Genomic DNA, 15,183 nt, shown 5'->3' with positions numbered 1-15,183 from the left:
GGTGTCGGATGACGCCTCCATCGGTGGGAGGATCGGAGGCATGACCGCGCTGCCCTCCGACGAAGCTCTGCTCGCTCTGCCGAAGGCCGAGCTCCACCTCCACATCGAAGGCACCCTGGAGCCCGATCTCGCTTTCGAGCTCGCCGGCCGCAACGGTGTGGCACTCCCCTACGCCTCTGTCGACGAGCTCGTGGCCCAGTACGAGTTCTCCGACCTCCAGTCCTTCCTCGACCTCTACTACGCCACGATGGCGGTCCTGCGCACGGAGGACGACTTCGCCGAGCTCACCCGGCGCTACCTCCGCACCGCCGCCGCCCAGGGCCTCCGCCACGTCGAGCTGTTCTTCGACCCCCAGGCGCACGTGAGTCGCGGCGTCGCGCTGGAGGCCGTCGTCGACGGCATCAGCGGGGCGCTGGCGGAGGCCGAGCGCGATCTCGACATCACGAGCGGGATCATCCTGTGCTTCCTCCGCGACCAGCCGGTCGAGTCTGCGCAGGCGGTGCTCAGCGCCGCGCTCACCCGGCCGGATCGGCTGCTCGGCGTCGGCCTGGACTCCGCGGAGGTCGGCTACCCGCCCGAGCTGTTCACCGAGGTCTTCGCCCGGGCGAAGGACGCCGGGCTGCACGCGGTGGCGCATGCCGGCGAGGAGGGACCGCCCGCCTACATCCGCCAGGCGCTGGACCTGCTCGGCGTCGAACGGATCGACCACGGAACCCGCGCCGCGGAGGATCCGGAGCTGATGGCGCGGCTCGCCGCAGAGGGCGTGCCGCTCACGGTGTGCCCGCTGTCGAACGTGCGCCTGCGGACAGTGCCCGACCTGGCCGACCACCCTCTGCTGCGGCTCGACGCCGCCGGCGTGCGGGTGACCATCAACTCCGACGACCCCGCCTACTTCGGCGGCTACGTCGGCCACAACTACCTCGCCGTGCGGGATGCGCTCGGCGCCGACGCCGACCAGGCGGAGCGGTTCGCGCGCACGTCGATCGACGCGTCGTTCGCGACCGACGCCCGCAAGACCGCGCTGCAGGAGGAGGTGGACGCGTGGCGGGGCTGAGCGCCGGCACGTCGCCCGCCGGTTCGATCACGCGACCCGATGGTCGGCAGGTGCGCTACTTCGACACCGGAGGGGGTGAAGACTCCCCGGTTCTGGCCGACGCACCCGTGCTGGTCTGGCACCACGGCACGCCGCAGACCGGAGCAGTCATCGAGCCGGTGGCGTCCGAGGCCGCGGCCCGGGGCCTCCGCGTCGTATCGTGCGCGCGTCCCGGGTATCCGGGTTCGGATCCGCTGCCCGGCCGCAGCGTCGCCGACGCCGCCGCCGACGTGCTCGCCGTTCTCGACGCGCTCGGCATCGACCGGTTCGCCACGATGGGCGCCTCCGGGGGCGGCCCGCACGCGTTCGCCTGCGCCGCCCTCGCGCCCCAGCGCGCCACCGCGGTCGTGACCTTCGCCGGCATCGCGCCGTACTGGGGCGACGTCGACTGGTTCGCCGGCATGGCCGATCCGGGAGGCCTCCGAGCGGCCCTCGCTGGACGCCCGGCGCGAGCAGCGTACGCCGAGACGGCGGAGTTCGAGCCCGAGTCGTTCACGTCCCGCGACTACGAGGTGCTCAAGGAGGCCTGGGCCGCTCTCGGCGCCGACGCCGGGGCGGGCGCAGCGGCCGGCCACGACGGCGAGGTCGACGACGACGTGGCCTTCGTATCGGCCTGGGGAGTCGAGCTCGGCGCGGTGGCGGCCCCCACCCTCCTCGTGCAGGGCGGCAGAGACCGCGTCGTCCCGGCGACGCACGCCGGGTGGATGCTCGAGCGGCTCCGGCGCGGCGAGCTCTGGCTGCGGCCGCGCGAGGGCCACGTCTCGGTGCTGACGGCGCTGGGCGTCGCCCTCGACTGGGTCGTGGCGACGTCGCCGACCCTGTGAGACACCACTGAGCTCGGCCTCCGACCCCCTCTGCGCAACACCACCGTTGTTCTAGTGTGGGACTCAGGTGCACGGGGGAAGATGTGCCCACGCACCGGGAGGAGTCGCCGATGTCCGAGCTCGACCTCAACCAGCCGTTGACGGCGCCCGAAGGGCCGCCAGAAGGCGTGTCGCTCACGCCTCCTGCCGCCGTGCCGGAGGTCGGAGGCGACCAGGCCGTCGGAATGGTCGCCGTGCCACCCGACAAGCGTGCCGAGCTCCAGGCCAAGGCGAACGAGTTCGTCGCGGGGCTCTCCTCCGTGGAGCCCGGCAGCCCCGAGTTCACACGCAAGGTCGACGAGATCGCCCGGATGGGCGTGCAGGAGATCCGCTCGTCGTCGGAGGTGTCGAACCGGATGCTGCAGAGGCCGGAGTCGTCGCTCGCCGCCGCCCGCGGCCGTGGCGGCCCGTCGGATCCGCAGACGCAGGTGGCGCAGACGCTGCAGCAGCTGCGCACGACCATCACCGAGCTCGACCCGGGCCACGCGAACCTCGCGGGCGCCAAGGGTTTCCTCGGGCGCCTCCCCGGCGGCAAGTCGCTCATGCGGTACTTCGAGCGCTACCAGCCCGCCCAGAAGCAGCTCGACGCGATCATCACGGCGCTCATCTCCGGGCAGGACGCCCTCCTCAAGGACAACGCCGCGATCGACCTCGAACGCACCAACCTGTGGGCCACGATGGGCAAGCTCGGCGAGTACGCCGCGCTCGCCAAGGCCCTCGACGAGTCGATCGAAGCGCAGGCGGCGAAGGTGCGCACGACCGACCCGCAACGCGCCGATTCCCTCCTGGCGGACGCGCTGTTCCCCATCCGCCAACGCCGGCAGGACCTCACCACGCAGATCGCCGTCTCCGTGCAGGGGTATCTGGCGCTCGACGCGATCCGCAAGAACAACCTCGAACTGATCAAGGGGGTCGAGCGCGCCCGCACCACGACCGTCGCCGCCCTCCGCACGGCGATCATCGTCGCGCAGGCGCTCGGCAACCAGGAGCTCGTCCTCGACCAGATCAGCGCGCTGAACGATGCGACCAACGCCATGATCGACCGCACCGGCGAACTCCTGCGCCAGCAGACGGCCCGCGTGCACGAGGAGGCAATCTCGACCGGCGTCAGCCTGGAGACTCTCCAGCACGCCTTCGACAACGTGTTCGCGACGATGGATGCCATCGACGGCTACCGCGTGAAGGCGGTCGAGAGCATGGCCAAGACCGTCGATGCGCTGGAGCAGCAGGTCGAGCGGTCGCGCAGCTACCTCGACCGTTCGCACAACAGCGCGAACTGACGGCGCGGGGTCGGGCTCGGCCTGTCTGCTCAGGGCAGGTCGAGCCGCGACAGCCCGAACCGCTGGGACAGGAACCGCCCGTTGACCAGCAGCGCCGAGGCGTCGTGCTCGGCCGCCGCGTCGCGCATCCGCCTCGCGGCGGCCTCGAGCTCTCCCAGCTGAGCGACAAGGGTCTGCGCCGGCGTCGTCCCGTCGGGGAGGACATGCCGGACCGCCCAGTCGGGAGGCAGCACCAGGTAGGCGCGCAGCGTGTCGGGGAGGTAGACGGTCGCGGTGCGCCGCACCATGACCTCCGGCTCGCCCTGCCCTTCCACGCGGTCGAGCGCGTCGACCAGCAGCTCCCCGATGCGACCGACCTGGGCGATCGCCTCAGCGGGGAGGCGGCGGCGCAGCCGCGCCGGCAGCGTGCGGAGGTCGGCGTCGACCTTGGCCTCCCTCACGCGGATCTCCGAACCCGGAGGCTCCAGACCGAGCATCTGGAGGGCAAGCGACGACGTGGCGGCGTCTCCAGCGACCTCGCTCTCCAGCGCGGCGACGCGCTCGGCGAAGGCGGTGAGCCAATCGCCGAGGCTCAGAGGCCGGCTGACGACGGTCGCTCCGCGGTAGACGAGCTCCGCCTCCCCGGCCCAGTGCGGGCCCGGCTCGTAACCCAGGGTCAAAGTCTCCTGCCGCCCGAGGAGGCTTATCCTCGTGATCGCGCCTGGCCTCCCGGACACGCGGTCGCTCAACGTGCGCCGGCGCTCGACGACGAGCACCCGCTCGACGAACACCGGAGGGAGGGCGTTCCGCACGCGTTCGATGAGTCCCAGCAGGAAGGCCTGGGGATCCTCTGCCGCCTGCGCCGGTCCTGTCATGATTCCCACATGGTAGACGCTCGGACCGGGCGGCAGCCATGGTCGTCGCAGTCTCGAAAGCACCCGCACGTTCGCAATTAGTGCAATAATGGTTAGTGCACTAAGCACTTACGTGAACCTTCGGGAGGATCCCATGGCTGGCCGGTTCTGGCGCTTCTACGAACGCGCCAACGACGTCGTCCGCACCTTCACCGGCCCCGCGCAGCTCGGCGCCGGGCACCCGGAGGGCCCCGACATCCGCCGGGCCGACGCGGCGTGCCCGATATGCGGCAAGCCCCTCGACCAGCATGTCATCGAGCGGTTCGCCGACTCCCGCACCTCGACCCGCATCCACTGCCCATGACCGACACCGCCGACACTGCGAACCCTCTGGCCCTCGAGAGCCAGGTCTGCTTCGCGCTCGCGGTCGCGTCGCGATCGGTCATCGCCGCCTACCGCCCGGTGCTCGAGCCCGTCGGCCTGACGCACCCCCAGTACCTCGTGATGCTCGCCCTCTGGGAGAACGAGCCTCTCTCCGTGCGCCGGCTCGCCGACCTCCTCGCACTGGAGCCGGCGACCGTCTCCCCTCTGCTCAAGCGGCTGGAGGCGCTCGGCTACGTCGCTCGCCGCCGCTCCGACTCCGACGAGCGCGTCGTCGAGATCACGCTCACCGACACGGGGCGTGAGCTGCGCTCCTACGCTGAGACGATCCCGGCCACGATGATGGAGCGGCTCGGGATGACTCCGGACGACCTGCGCAACCTGCACCGGACCATGAGCGCGCTCATCCGCGCGACGCGCGACCTGTAGAACCGCCGACGCGCGGGGCCGGATCAGCACCTGCTGCTCGAGTTCGCGCACGCAGCGGACGACCAGCCGAGGCCGCCGTTCTGCCCGCTAGGCGGCTTCGGCCGGCGCCGCTGCCGCATCCCGCCGCACCAGGGCACGGATCACCACCACCCCGATCACCACGCCGAGGACGGCGACCGTGACGATGAGCCACGGAGGCAGCCGGAGGTCGATCGCGGACACGATGCAGAACCCGTCGAACAGCGAGATCATCACGAAGCCGACGTGCCCGATCAACGCCTTCCGCCAGTTCGGCGGCTTGCGCACGAGCACCGACCGGGCTTGGAGGACGCGCAGCACCAGGTACACCGCGAGAGCGCAGAGCACCCCGAACGCGATGCGCTTGGTCACGTTCAGCTGTATCCAGTCGACCGCCACGACGGTGACCAGCAGGGTCATCGACGCGATCAGACACCAGAAGAACGCGACGAACCGTGCGGCATGGGCCGATGTCGGCAGAGTGGCGAGCAGCAGGCAGCCCAGCACGAAGGCGGTCACCGCCGTGCCCGCGTGCACCAGGATCAGAATCGAATGCAGCATCGTTCACCGCCCGAAGGCAGGCTACTCCGTTGCTTGTGCCGCCGCCGCCAGGAATCCGCGATGTCGCGACTCCCTGCTCAGGTCACGAGACTCCATCCACCTGCGCCACGAGCCTTCCGTCCACGAACGCGCGAATCGGTTGCGGATTGGCGAACGCGAACATGAGGCGCCGGGTCTTCTCGATGCGCACGTCGTGGCGTTCCCGTTCGCCGACCTCGAACTCGAACTCCGAACGAAGCCGGAAGCTGAACGTGATGAACCGCTTGAGCAGCAGCTTGCCGTGCACCCGGATGGTGAGCCAGCCCCGCATCTGGTCAAAGGTGAACACGACCGAGTGCCGCTCCTCCTCCCCGACATCGAAGCCAGCGTGTGCGTCGTCGCCACCCGCCCGGAGCGAGGCTGGGAAGGCGGCCGCCTGGTGGGGTCCTTCGCGAGGGCGACGAAGAAGAAGATCGCCATCGCGATCAAAACGAAACCGAACACCACCAGCGGAAACGCCGCCTTGCTTCCCGCGGCCGTGGCGAGCCACACCCAGACCAGGGAGGCTACGCCGAGAGCGAGGATGACGTACGTGCACACGATCACCGCTGGGCGAGCATCCCTCATGGTGCGCACGGTACGCGCCACCGCGGAATCCGCCAGCGATGAGTGCGCCGACGACCCGCGTGGAGTCGGGTGGGCGCTGGAAACTCGAACAACGCGCGATGACGACCGATTGGTGGAGATGGGGGGAATCGAACCCCCGTCCACTGCTGTGGTCATGTGCCTTCTACGGGCGTAGCCAGTGAAATCGCTTTCTCAGCCCCGGAACTTGCCACTGGCACCTGCTCCGACGGGCTCAGTATCAGTTGGAGTCCCTCTGCGCCCTGATGCTCAACGCAGAAGCAAGTCTTCTAGCTGACGCCAGGATCCGGGTAGAAGACAGTTCCCGGTCTGACGGTCTCTTCAAATGGCGAAGGGGAACTTACGCCGCGAGGGCGAAGTCGGCCTTGGCCGAGACAGTGCTCTTGTTATTGGCACTTATTTTTTCGCATGGATCGTTAACGAGATAACCATGCATCCTCGACCCGCTTCTCACACTCTCGCAGACAATGTCGAAACCGATCATCCCCATGCGACGGCCGCGAGGCCGGGTCGTCATCACGCGCTGTTGAGTTGTCCAGATGCATTCGCCGCACGCGGCGGCGAGCTTCTCATCCTACAACAACACCGGCCCCGGTTCTATGCCAGCATCGATGGATGGCCGACACGATCATCACTGTCCAGGGCGAGTTCGAACTCACTCACCCGGCCGAGCGCGGCGCCGTCCGGGTCACGGTCGGCTATGAGGGCGAGCAACGCGACGAGGCGCTCGCGCTGACGACGCAGCGGCACGCGTCCCTCCTCTCCGAGCTCCGCGAACTGCACAACCCGCAGACGGGTCCGGTGACCGCCTGGTCGTCGGACCAGCTGCGTGTCTGGGGAGACCGCCCGTGGAACCAGGACGGGCGCCGGCTCACTCCGATCTACCATGCGGAGGTCGGTATCGAGGTGACCTTCAGCGAGCCCACCGCGCTGTCCGACTGGGTGGGCGTGGTGTCGATGCTCGACGGCGTGACGATCCAGGGCGTCACGTGGACGCTGACGGAGGCCCGCCGGCAGTCGATCACGCAGGAGGCGCGGCGTCGGGCCGTCGAGAACGCGGTGGCGAAGGCGACGGTCTACGCCACGAGCCTCGGCCTCAGCAGCGTGCGGCCGCTCGCGTTGAGCGACCCGGGCATGCTGGGCGACGGGCCCGCACCCGGCCAGCCGGTGCCGCTGGCCGCCCGCGCGATGAGCGCGGACTTCGGAGGCGCGACGCTCGCGCTCAAACCGGAGGACATCACCGTCGCGGTGCAGGTGCACGCCCGGTTCGCGGCGAGCTGACGCCCGACCGCGGCATTCAGTTGCCGGGCGTCGCGCCCGGGGTCGCGGTCGAACCCGGCAACGACGGCGGCCGGATCGGGAGATCGGAGACCTTGAGGATGCGCGCGGCCGTCACCGTCGTGCCGGAGCGCGTTCCGATGACGATGACCTCGTCGCCGACAGCGAAGTCGGAGGCCGTCTGCGTCTGGCCGGGAGCCCCGTAGGCGGTCGACGAGGAGATTTCGATCGTGAGGGACACGCCCCGCGTCGTCGTGATCGTCCACGTGGAGCCGTCGATCGTGGTGACGCTGCCGCGAACCACGCCCTTGGCGATCGGGCCTTCGTCTTGACGGCCGTTCTGGCCTCCGCCGTTCTGCCCGTTCTGGCCTCCACCGTTCTTGCCGCCCTGGCCTGGCCCCGGAACCGGCATCTGGCCACCGCCCGGCAGCTCGTGCGAGACGGAGAAGCCCCGGTGGAACAGCACAGAGCCCACGGCGAACACGCCGGCTCCGGCGATGCCGATCAGCAGGATGACGGCCAGCACGAGGGTGGAGATCGCGAAGGCCAGTCCATGGCGCTTGTAGAACGGTTCGGCCGTCGCCGGAGCCACGGGACGCTGCGGGCCGGGAGCGTACTGCTGACCGGGCGCGTACTGCTGCTGCGGCGCCCCGTAGGGCGGCTGCGGCTGCCCGTAGGGCGGTTGCTGCGGCGGGATCGGCTCAGTGGGCCGGGTGTCGTCCATGCTCACAAGAACACCTGATCCAGCCGCATTCCGGCTGGGAGGCGGTTATGGCTTGGATGTGAATGCCCACGCCCGCCCATCGCTCAGACCGCCTCCACCAACACGGACCGCAGCTTCGCCAGCTCGATCTCGCTCAGCCCGGAGTCGAGAAGGTACTCGCGGACTCCCCCGAACTCGCGGTCGAGCAGATCGAGCGCTTCCTCGAGAGCAGCCGGAGGACTCCCGCCGAGGATGACCCGCAACGCGGGCGTGACCTCCACGCCGTGGCTTTTCACCAGCGCGATCATTCCCTCCAGCCACTCGCCGTCGAGATTGGCCTGCGTCGCCGCGTAGTCGGCGACGACCGTCTCACGGTCGACGCCCACGGCGCTCAGCGCGAGGGCGATGACGATGCCGGTGCGATCCTTGCCCGCCGTGCAGTGCACGACCACGGCCTCCTCGCCGGTGTCGGCGATCTCGCGCAGCGCCCGGACGACCACGTCGCGGTGCTGCAGCAGGATCTTCTCGTACAGCCCGACCAGAGTGATTCCGATCGTCGATGCGGACGCCCCCGAGCCCTCGAACACCGGCAAGTGGAGGCGCTGGAGGCCGAGGCCGTCGACGTCATCGGGCATCACCTCCGTCTCGAAGTCGTCGCGCAGGTCGATCACGACCCGCACGCCGAGCTCCTGCAGCGTCTGCCGCCCTGCGTCGCCGAGGCGGGCCAGGCCGTCGGACCGGAACAGCTTGCCGTTGCGCACCACTCCCTGCGGCACCGGATAGCCGCCCACATCGCGGAAGTTGTACGTGCCGTTCACGGGGATCCGCTCGGCCACGGCGTCGGTCACCCGGCCGCCCGTCCCCTCGTCGTGCGTGCTCATGTGCTCATCCTGCCATCCGCTTCCGACAGGACGCCGCACGCGAGGGTCACTCGCCGAGGTGACGCCTGCTGGACATCGCCCGTTCAGCCTCGCGGTTGTCCTGGCGCTCGCGCAGCGCCTGCCGCTTGTCGTACTCGCGCTTGCCTTTGGCGATCGCGATCTCGACCTTGGCGCGGCCGTCGCTGAAATAGATCGACAGCGGCACGATCGTGTAGCCGCCCTGCTTGACCTTGTTCTCGATCTTGACGATCTGGGCCTTGTGCAGCAGCAGCTTGCGCTTGCGGCGAGGCGCGTGGTTGTTCCAGGTGCCGTCGAGGTACTCCGGGATGTGCACGGCGTCGAGCCAGGCCTCCCCGCCGTCGACGAACGCATAGCCGTCGACGAGCGACGCGCGCCCTTCGCGCAACGACTTCACCTCGGTGCCGGTGAGGACGAGGCCCGCCTCGTAGGTGTCCTCGATGGTGTAGTCGTGGCGCGCTCGGCGATTGGTGGCCACGACCTTCTGGCCACGTTCCCTGGGCACAGCTGCTCCTGACGTCGAAGATGGTGCTGCCCGGCACGTCGCCGGGCAGCAGACCAGTCTATACGGGTCAGACCCTCAGGTACCGCTTGATCGCGAAGTTGGCGGAGGCCGCGGCGAGAATGACGCCCACCACGATGAGCAGCGGGATCACCAGCCAGCCCTGATCCATGCCGACGAAGTTGATCGACGGGATCTTGGGACTCAGGAATCCGCGGACGAAGTACTGCACGAGGAGCCAGATCACGACGCAGCTCAGTATCGAGCCGATCAACGCCGCGATCACGCCCTCGATGATGAACGGGGTCTGGATGAAGCGGTTCGACGCTCCGACCAGGCGCATGATGCCGATCTCGCGACGCCTCGAGAACGCTGACAGGCGGATCGTCGTGGCGATCAGCAGCACGGCGGCGACGAGCATCAGGATGGCGATGCCGATCGCGGTCAGGCTGGCCGCGTTCAGGATGTTGAAGATCTGGTCGAGGTAGCTGCGCTGGTCGACGACGCTCTGCACTCCGGGCGAGCTCGACAGCGTCTCGGTCAGCACGTCCGACTGGTTGGGGTTCTTGAGGTTGACCCAGAACGTCTGCGGGATCATGTCCGGCGTGACGTAGTCGGCGATCTGATTGCCCTTGAACTGCTGCTTGAACTGTTCGTAGCCCTGCTTCTGGTCCTGGAAGTAGAACTTCTGGATGTAGGGCGCGAGCTCCGGGGACTCCAGCTGCTTCTTGACGGAGGCGACCGTCTGCTCGGTCGCGGCGCCACCAGGGCAGTTGTCGGTCTCGGTGCACATGTACACCGCGACCTGGGCACGGTCGTACCAGTAGGTCTTCATCTGCGCGATCTGCAGCTGCAGAAGCGCGGCGGTGCCGACGAAGGTCAGCGAGATGAATGTCACCAGCACGACGGAGACGACCATCGAGAGGTTGCGGCGGAGGCCGTTGCCGACCTCCGACCAGATGAGCCCGAATCTCATTTCGTGGGTCCCACATTCTGTTCGCCGTCACGGTCGGACGCGTCGCGCAGTCCGCTCAGGTCGAGGTTGGCGGTGAAGTTCAGGTGGTCGGGGAGGTTCTCCTCGCCGCCGGCCGCAGGCACCGTGGCCGGGACCGGGGCGGGCACGGCCTGGACGGGAGCCGACACGGGTTGGACCGGCCCGGTCGCACCGCCCACGGTGACCGGCCCCGTGGGATTCGACACCGGAGTGTGCGGGCGCGTCATCGGCTCAGCGGCCGACGGTGCGGGCGGCGCCGCGGCCGCGACGGGGACCGCGGGCGCCACCGGCGCCGGAACGACGCCGGTCGACGTCTCGACGGGGACGGCGAGGCCCTCCGCCGTCGGGCGCGGCAGCGGGATCGACGTGGTGACGCCGTAGCCGCCGTGACGTTCGTCGCGCACGATCTGGCCTCCGACCAGCTCGATCACGCGCTGTTTCATCTGGTCGACGATCGCCGCCTCGTGCGTGGCCATCAGCACCGTGGTGCCTCCGGCGTTGATCTGCGCGAGCACGGACATGATCCCGGCACTGGTGGCGGGGTCGAGGTTTCCGGTGGGCTCGTCGGCGAGGAGGATCTGCGGCTTGTTGACCACGGCGCGCGCGATCGCGACGCGCTGCTGCTCACCACCCGAGAGCTCGTGAGGGAGGCGCTGCGCCTTGCCGTCGAGTCCCACCATCTTCAGGACGTCCGGCACGGCCTCCTGGATGAAGCCGCGGGACTTGCCGATCACCTGGAGGGTGAACGCCACGTTCTGGAAGACGGTCTTGTTCGGCAGCAGCCGGAAGTCCTGGAAGACGACGCCGATGTTGCGTCGGAAGTAGGGCACCTTACGCGAGGAGATCGACCCCAGATCCTGCCCGAGGACATGGATCGCGCCTTTCGTCGGCCGCTCCTCTTTGAGGATCAGCCGGAGGCAGCTCGACTTGCCCGAGCCGGACGCACCGACGAGGAAGACGAACTCGCCGCGCAGCACTTCCAGGTTGATGCCGTTGAGTGCTGGGCGCGCCGTGCCCGCGTACTGCTTGGATACGTGTTCGAACCGGATCATGACTGTTAGAGACTAAGCAACACTTTCACGATCCACAGTAGCGACATGCCCACGCACCGCAAGCCTGACAGTCGCCGCAACGCGGGCTATGAGCGGGTGAACGCCGCCGGGAGGCGGAAGACCGTCACTCGTCGTCCTTCGAACCCGCTCGCCAGCGGATGCCCGCTGCGATGAACCCGTCGAGGTCGCCGTCGAACACCGACGCGGGGTTGCCCGACTCGTAGCCCGTGCGCAGGTCTTTGACGAGCTGCTGACCGTAGAGGAAGTACGAGCGCATCTGGTCGCCCCAGCTCGCCGTGATGGTGCCGGCGAGCTCCTTCTTCTTGGCCGCCTCCTCCTCTTTCTGGAGGAGGAGCAGTCGGGTCTGCAGCACGCGCATGGCGGCCGCACGGTTCTGGATCTGCGACTTCTCGTTCTGCATCGAGACGACGATGCCCGTCGGGAGGTGGGTGATGCGGACGGCGGAGTCGGTCGTGTTGACCGACTGACCGCCGGGGCCGGAGGAGCGGAACACGTCGACGCGGATGTCGCCTTCCGGCACCTCGACCGCGGTCGCCTCCTCCATCAGCGGAATGACCTCGACCGCGGCGAACGACGTCTGGCGCTTGTCGGCGGAGCCGAACGGGCTGATGCGGGCGAGCCGGTGCGTCCCGGCCTCGACCGAGAGCGTGCCGAACGCGTAGGGGGCGTCGACCTCGAAAGTCGCGGACTTGATGCCCGCGCCCTCCGCGTAGGAGGTGTCCATGACCTTGACCGGGTACTTGTGCTGCTCCGCCCAGCGCAGGTACATGCGCATCAGCATCTCGGCGAAGTCGGTCGCGTCGTCGCCGCCCGCGCCGGAGCGGATCGTGACGATCGCCGCGCGCTCGTCGTACTCGCCGCTCAGGAGTGTCTGCACCTCGAGGTCGCCCAGGGTCTTCTGGAGGGCCTCCAGCTCGGTGCGGGCCTCCGCGGCGGACTCCTCGTCGTCGCCCTCATTGGCCATCTCGACGAGCACCTCGAGGTCGTCGAGGCGCCGCTCGACCGAGGTGATGCGGCCGAGCTCCGCCTGCCGGTGGCTGAGCTCGCTGGTCACCTTCTGCGCGTTCGCCGTGTCGTCCCAGAGGTCGGGCGCTCCGGCCCGCTCGCTGAGGTCGGCGATGTCGGCGCGGAGCTTCTCCACGTTCACGACGGCGACGATGTCGGCGAGAGTCGAGCGGAGGTCCGCGATCTGCGGGGAGAGGTCAAGTTCGATCATGGCGTCCTCCAGCCTACCGGCCGGGGCGCGCCCGCCCGACAGTTGTACTGTGTTAAGCAAATGACTTCCGACGAGCGACCGTTCTCCTTGCGCGCCGTCGCACTCGCGGCCTTCCTCCCGACGCTGCTGTTCTCGATCGGCGAGGGCGCGATCATCCCGATCATCCCGATCGCCGCCGGCAATCTCGGCGCCACCCTGGCTATGGCCGGCTTCATCGCCTCGATGCTGATGCTGGGCGAGGTCGCCGGCGACATCCCGAGCGGCTGGGTGGTCTCGCGCGTCGGCGAGCGCGCCGCGATGATCGGCGCCGCTGTCGTCGCGGTGGCCGGTGTCGTCGTCTGCCTGCTCGCGCCGAATTACTGGGTGCTCATGGTCGGCATCTTCGTCGTCGGCCTCGCCACGGCGGTGTTCGCTCTCGCCCGGCACGCGTTCATGACCACCTACGTCCCCGTCCGCTACCGGGCGCGGGCGCTCTCGACGCTCGGCGGGATCTTCCGCGCCGGCTGGTTCGTCGGCCCGCTCGTCGCGTCCGGCGTGATCGCGCTGACCGGCTCGACCCAGTCGGTCTTCTGGATCTTCATCATCAGCTGCCTGGGTTCCGTCGTGGTCCTGCTGGTGCTTCCCGATCCCGAGCGCATGTTCGGCCCCGCGCCGACCTCCCCGGGTCACGACGGCGAGCCGCTGACCGCCGGCGAGGAGGACGCGGACGAGCGCACCCGCGGACTCTTCCCGACGATCTGGGCGTTCCGCGGTGTGCTGGCGCGGATGGGCTCCGGCATCTCGCTCGTCGCCGCCGTCCGCTCCGCGCGGACCGTCCTGCTTCCGCTGTGGGCGGTTTCGCTCGGGCTCAGCGAGTCGAACACTGCCCTGATCATCGGCATCGCCGGCGCCGTCGACTTCGCACTGTTCTACGCGAGCGGTCAGCTCATGGACCGGTTCGGCCGGATGTGGAGTGTCGTGCCCTCCATGCTCGGGCTGAGCATCGGCTTCCTCGTCCTGTCGTTCAGTCACGACCTCCCTGCCGCCGTGACCTGGTTCATCGGCGTCTCGCTGTTCCTCGCGTTCGCGAACGGCATCGGGTCGGGCATCATCATGACACTCGGCGCCGATCTCGCGCCGAAAGAGAACCCGGCCGCATTCCTCGGCGCGTGGCGCTTCACCGGCGACGCCGGTCAGGCGGTCGCGCCGCTCGTCGTCTCGCTGCTGACCGCGCTGGTGTCGATCGCGTTCGCGAGCGGGGTCATGGGCCTGCTCGGTCTCGTCGGTGCGGGCCTGCTCGCGCGCTTCATTCCGCGCTACGTCCCGCCGAAGCCACGGGCCGTCGACGGCCTGCCGGAATAGCGGCGCCTGCTGTACCGTTCGGTTCGTATGCAAACGCATCGAGCAGGAGGACGGACATGGCCGCACGGCTGGAGATCGGGATCGACACGTTCGGCGACGTGACGCTGGACGACGACGGCGCGCCGCTGTCGCACGCGCAGGTGCTGCGCAACGTGGTCGCGGAGGGCATAGCGGCCGACCAGGCCGGCCTCGACTTCATCGGCGTGGGCGAGCACCACAGGCGCGACTTCTCGGTGTCGGCTCCGGAGGTCGTGCTCGCAGCGATCGCCGGGCAGACCGAGCGCATCCACCTGGGCTCGGCGGTGACCGTGCTGAGCTCGGACGACCCCGTCCGCGTCTTCGAGCGGTTCGCCACGCTCGACGGCGTCTCGAACGGCCGCGCGGAGGTCATCCTCGGCCGCGGCTCGTTCATCGAGTCGTTCCCGCTGTTCGGCTTCGACCTCGCGCAGTACGAGGAGCTGTTCGACGAGAAGCTCGACCTCTTCGCGGCGCTCCGCGAGCAGGAGCCCGTCACCTGGAGCGGCGCCCTGCGTCCGCCGCTGACCGATCAGTCCGTGTTCCCTCCGGTCGAGCACGGCCTGCTGAAGACCTGGATCGGCGTCGGCGGCAGCCCGGAGTCGGTCGTTCGCGCCGCACGCTACGGCCTCCCGCTCATGGTCGCGATCATCGGCGGAGGGCCGATGCGGTTCCAGCCACTCACCGAGCTGTACAAGAAGGCCCTGGAGCAATTCGGCAACGACACCACCCTCCCGATCGGCGTGCACTCCCCCGGTTTCGTCGCCGAGACCGACCAGGAGGCCAAGGACCTGCTCTGGCCGCACTGGGAGGCCATGACCAACCGGATCGGCCGGGAGCGCGGCTGGCCTCCCGCCACTCGCGCGCGCTTCGAGCACGAAGCGGCGGAGGACGGCGCTCTCGTCGTCGGCTCCCCCGAGACCGTCGCGCAGAAGATCGCCTACGCGGCTCGCGGCCTGGGCCTCACCCGGTTCGATGTGAAGCTGAGCAACGGAACTCTCGGGCACGACCACATCCTGCGCGCCATCGACCTGCTCGGCCGCGAGGTGGCCCCGCGCGTGGATGAGCTATTGTCGTAGC

General features: G+C 69.2%; 17 protein-coding genes and 1 other RNA gene. 8 read left to right on the top strand and 10 right to left on the bottom strand.

From position 1 onward, the window contains the following. The first annotated feature begins 40 nt into the window (after window positions 1-40). The 3 genes from ASF88_RS14165 to ASF88_RS14155 all read left to right on the top strand — a co-directional run bounded on the left by ASF88_RS14165 (window position 41) and on the right by ASF88_RS14155 (window position 3,236). Window positions 41-1,054, top strand: a complete 1,014-nt coding sequence (locus tag ASF88_RS14165) for an adenosine deaminase (RefSeq protein WP_055919631.1) — start codon at window positions 41-43, stop codon at window positions 1,052-1,054. Further along, window positions 1,042-1,917, top strand: a complete 876-nt coding sequence (locus ASF88_RS14160) for an alpha/beta fold hydrolase (protein WP_235493455.1) — start codon at window positions 1,042-1,044, stop codon at window positions 1,915-1,917. Before ASF88_RS14165 ends, ASF88_RS14160 begins: the two co-directional genes overlap by 13 nt. A gap of 110 nt (window positions 1,918-2,027) precedes the next feature. Then, window positions 2,028-3,236 carry a toxic anion resistance protein gene (locus ASF88_RS14155; protein ID WP_055919628.1) on the top strand — a complete coding sequence of 403 codons (1,209 nt, stop codon included), beginning with the start codon at window positions 2,028-2,030 and terminating at the stop codon, window positions 3,234-3,236. Window positions 3,237-3,265: 29 nt separating this feature from the next. On the opposite strand, the gene ASF88_RS14150 is transcribed toward ASF88_RS14155, so the two are convergent. Next, window positions 3,266-4,090, bottom strand: coding sequence for a hypothetical protein (locus tag ASF88_RS14150; protein ID WP_157498353.1), 825 nt, complete (start codon window positions 4,088-4,090; stop codon window positions 3,266-3,268). 133 nt (window positions 4,091-4,223) lie between these two features. On the opposite strand from ASF88_RS14150, the gene ASF88_RS14145 reads away from it, so the two are divergent. Continuing rightward, window positions 4,224-4,433: a hypothetical protein gene (locus ASF88_RS14145; protein WP_055919622.1), complete on the top strand. Its 210-nt coding sequence runs from the start codon at window positions 4,224-4,226 to the stop codon at window positions 4,431-4,433. Continuing rightward, a complete protein-coding gene (locus tag ASF88_RS14140) occupies window positions 4,430-4,879 on the top strand; it encodes a MarR family winged helix-turn-helix transcriptional regulator (protein WP_055919618.1) in 450 nt (149 codons plus the stop codon). Before ASF88_RS14145 ends, ASF88_RS14140 begins: the two co-directional genes overlap by 4 nt. 87 nt (window positions 4,880-4,966) lie before the next feature. Here ASF88_RS14140 and ASF88_RS14135 read toward each other — a convergent pair whose 3' ends face one another. The 3 genes from ASF88_RS14135 to ssrA form a co-directional block, all read right to left on the bottom strand. Beyond that, window positions 4,967-5,458 (bottom strand): hypothetical protein, encoded by a 492-nt coding sequence (locus tag ASF88_RS14135; protein ID WP_055919616.1) that lies wholly within the window; start codon window positions 5,456-5,458, stop codon window positions 4,967-4,969. Window positions 5,459-5,540: 82 nt separating this feature from the next. Next, window positions 5,541-5,987 carry a hypothetical protein gene (locus tag ASF88_RS20825; protein WP_157498352.1) on the bottom strand — a complete coding sequence of 149 codons (447 nt, stop codon included), beginning with the start codon at window positions 5,985-5,987 and terminating at the stop codon, window positions 5,541-5,543. A gap of 187 nt (window positions 5,988-6,174) precedes the next feature. After that, window positions 6,175-6,570, bottom strand: a transfer-messenger RNA (tmRNA) gene (gene ssrA, locus ASF88_RS20155). A 127-nt stretch (window positions 6,571-6,697) separates the two neighbouring features. On the opposite strand from ssrA, the gene ASF88_RS14120 reads away from it, so the two are divergent. Next, window positions 6,698-7,363, top strand: a complete 666-nt coding sequence (locus ASF88_RS14120; protein ID WP_055919609.1) for an SIMPL domain-containing protein — start codon at window positions 6,698-6,700, stop codon at window positions 7,361-7,363. Between the two features lie 16 nt (window positions 7,364-7,379). Here the strand turns inward: ASF88_RS14120 and ASF88_RS14115 are convergent, their stop codons facing one another. The 6 genes from ASF88_RS14115 to prfB form a co-directional block, all read right to left on the bottom strand. Beyond that, on the bottom strand, window positions 7,380-8,084 hold the full coding sequence (locus ASF88_RS14115; RefSeq protein ID WP_055919606.1) for a hypothetical protein: 705 nt from the start codon (window positions 8,082-8,084) through the stop codon (window positions 7,380-7,382). Between the two features lie 83 nt (window positions 8,085-8,167). Then, window positions 8,168-8,944 carry a tyrosine-protein phosphatase gene (locus tag ASF88_RS14110; protein WP_055919604.1) on the bottom strand — a complete coding sequence of 259 codons (777 nt, stop codon included), beginning with the start codon at window positions 8,942-8,944 and terminating at the stop codon, window positions 8,168-8,170. A 46-nt stretch (window positions 8,945-8,990) separates the two neighbouring features. After that, window positions 8,991-9,467 (bottom strand): SsrA-binding protein SmpB, encoded by a 477-nt coding sequence (gene smpB, locus ASF88_RS14105; protein WP_055919602.1) that lies wholly within the window; start codon window positions 9,465-9,467, stop codon window positions 8,991-8,993. Between the two features lie 67 nt (window positions 9,468-9,534). Further along, window positions 9,535-10,440, bottom strand: coding sequence for a permease-like cell division protein FtsX (ftsX, locus tag ASF88_RS14100; protein WP_055919598.1), 906 nt, complete (start codon window positions 10,438-10,440; stop codon window positions 9,535-9,537). Further along, a complete protein-coding gene (gene ftsE, locus ASF88_RS14095; RefSeq protein ID WP_055919596.1) occupies window positions 10,437-11,510 on the bottom strand; it encodes a cell division ATP-binding protein FtsE in 1,074 nt (357 codons plus the stop codon). The genes ftsX and ftsE overlap by 4 nt, the downstream gene beginning before the upstream one ends. A 124-nt stretch (window positions 11,511-11,634) precedes the next feature. Then, the gene (gene prfB / locus ASF88_RS14090; protein ID WP_055919593.1) at window positions 11,635-12,747 is read right to left on the bottom strand and encodes a peptide chain release factor 2; all 1,113 of its coding nucleotides are present in this window, start codon (window positions 12,745-12,747) and stop codon (window positions 11,635-11,637) included. A gap of 60 nt (window positions 12,748-12,807) precedes the next feature. Here prfB and ASF88_RS14085 point away from each other — a divergent pair, with 60 nt between their 5' ends. Further along, on the top strand, window positions 12,808-14,088 hold the full coding sequence (locus tag ASF88_RS14085; RefSeq protein WP_055919591.1) for an MFS transporter: 1,281 nt from the start codon (window positions 12,808-12,810) through the stop codon (window positions 14,086-14,088). Window positions 14,089-14,144: 56 nt separating this feature from the next. Then, complete coding sequence (locus ASF88_RS14080) at window positions 14,145-15,182, top strand: LLM class flavin-dependent oxidoreductase (RefSeq protein WP_055919589.1); 1,038 nt, start codon at window positions 14,145-14,147, stop codon at window positions 15,180-15,182. Window position 15,183: the final 1 nt, after the last annotated feature.

It is taken from the genome of Leifsonia sp. Leaf336 (genome assembly GCF_001423695.1).
In the GTDB taxonomy this organism is placed as follows: domain Bacteria; phylum Actinomycetota; class Actinomycetes; order Actinomycetales; family Microbacteriaceae; genus Leifsonia.
The sequence above is the reverse complement of the archived record's forward strand: the minus strand, read 5'-3'. Positions and strand labels throughout refer to the sequence as shown.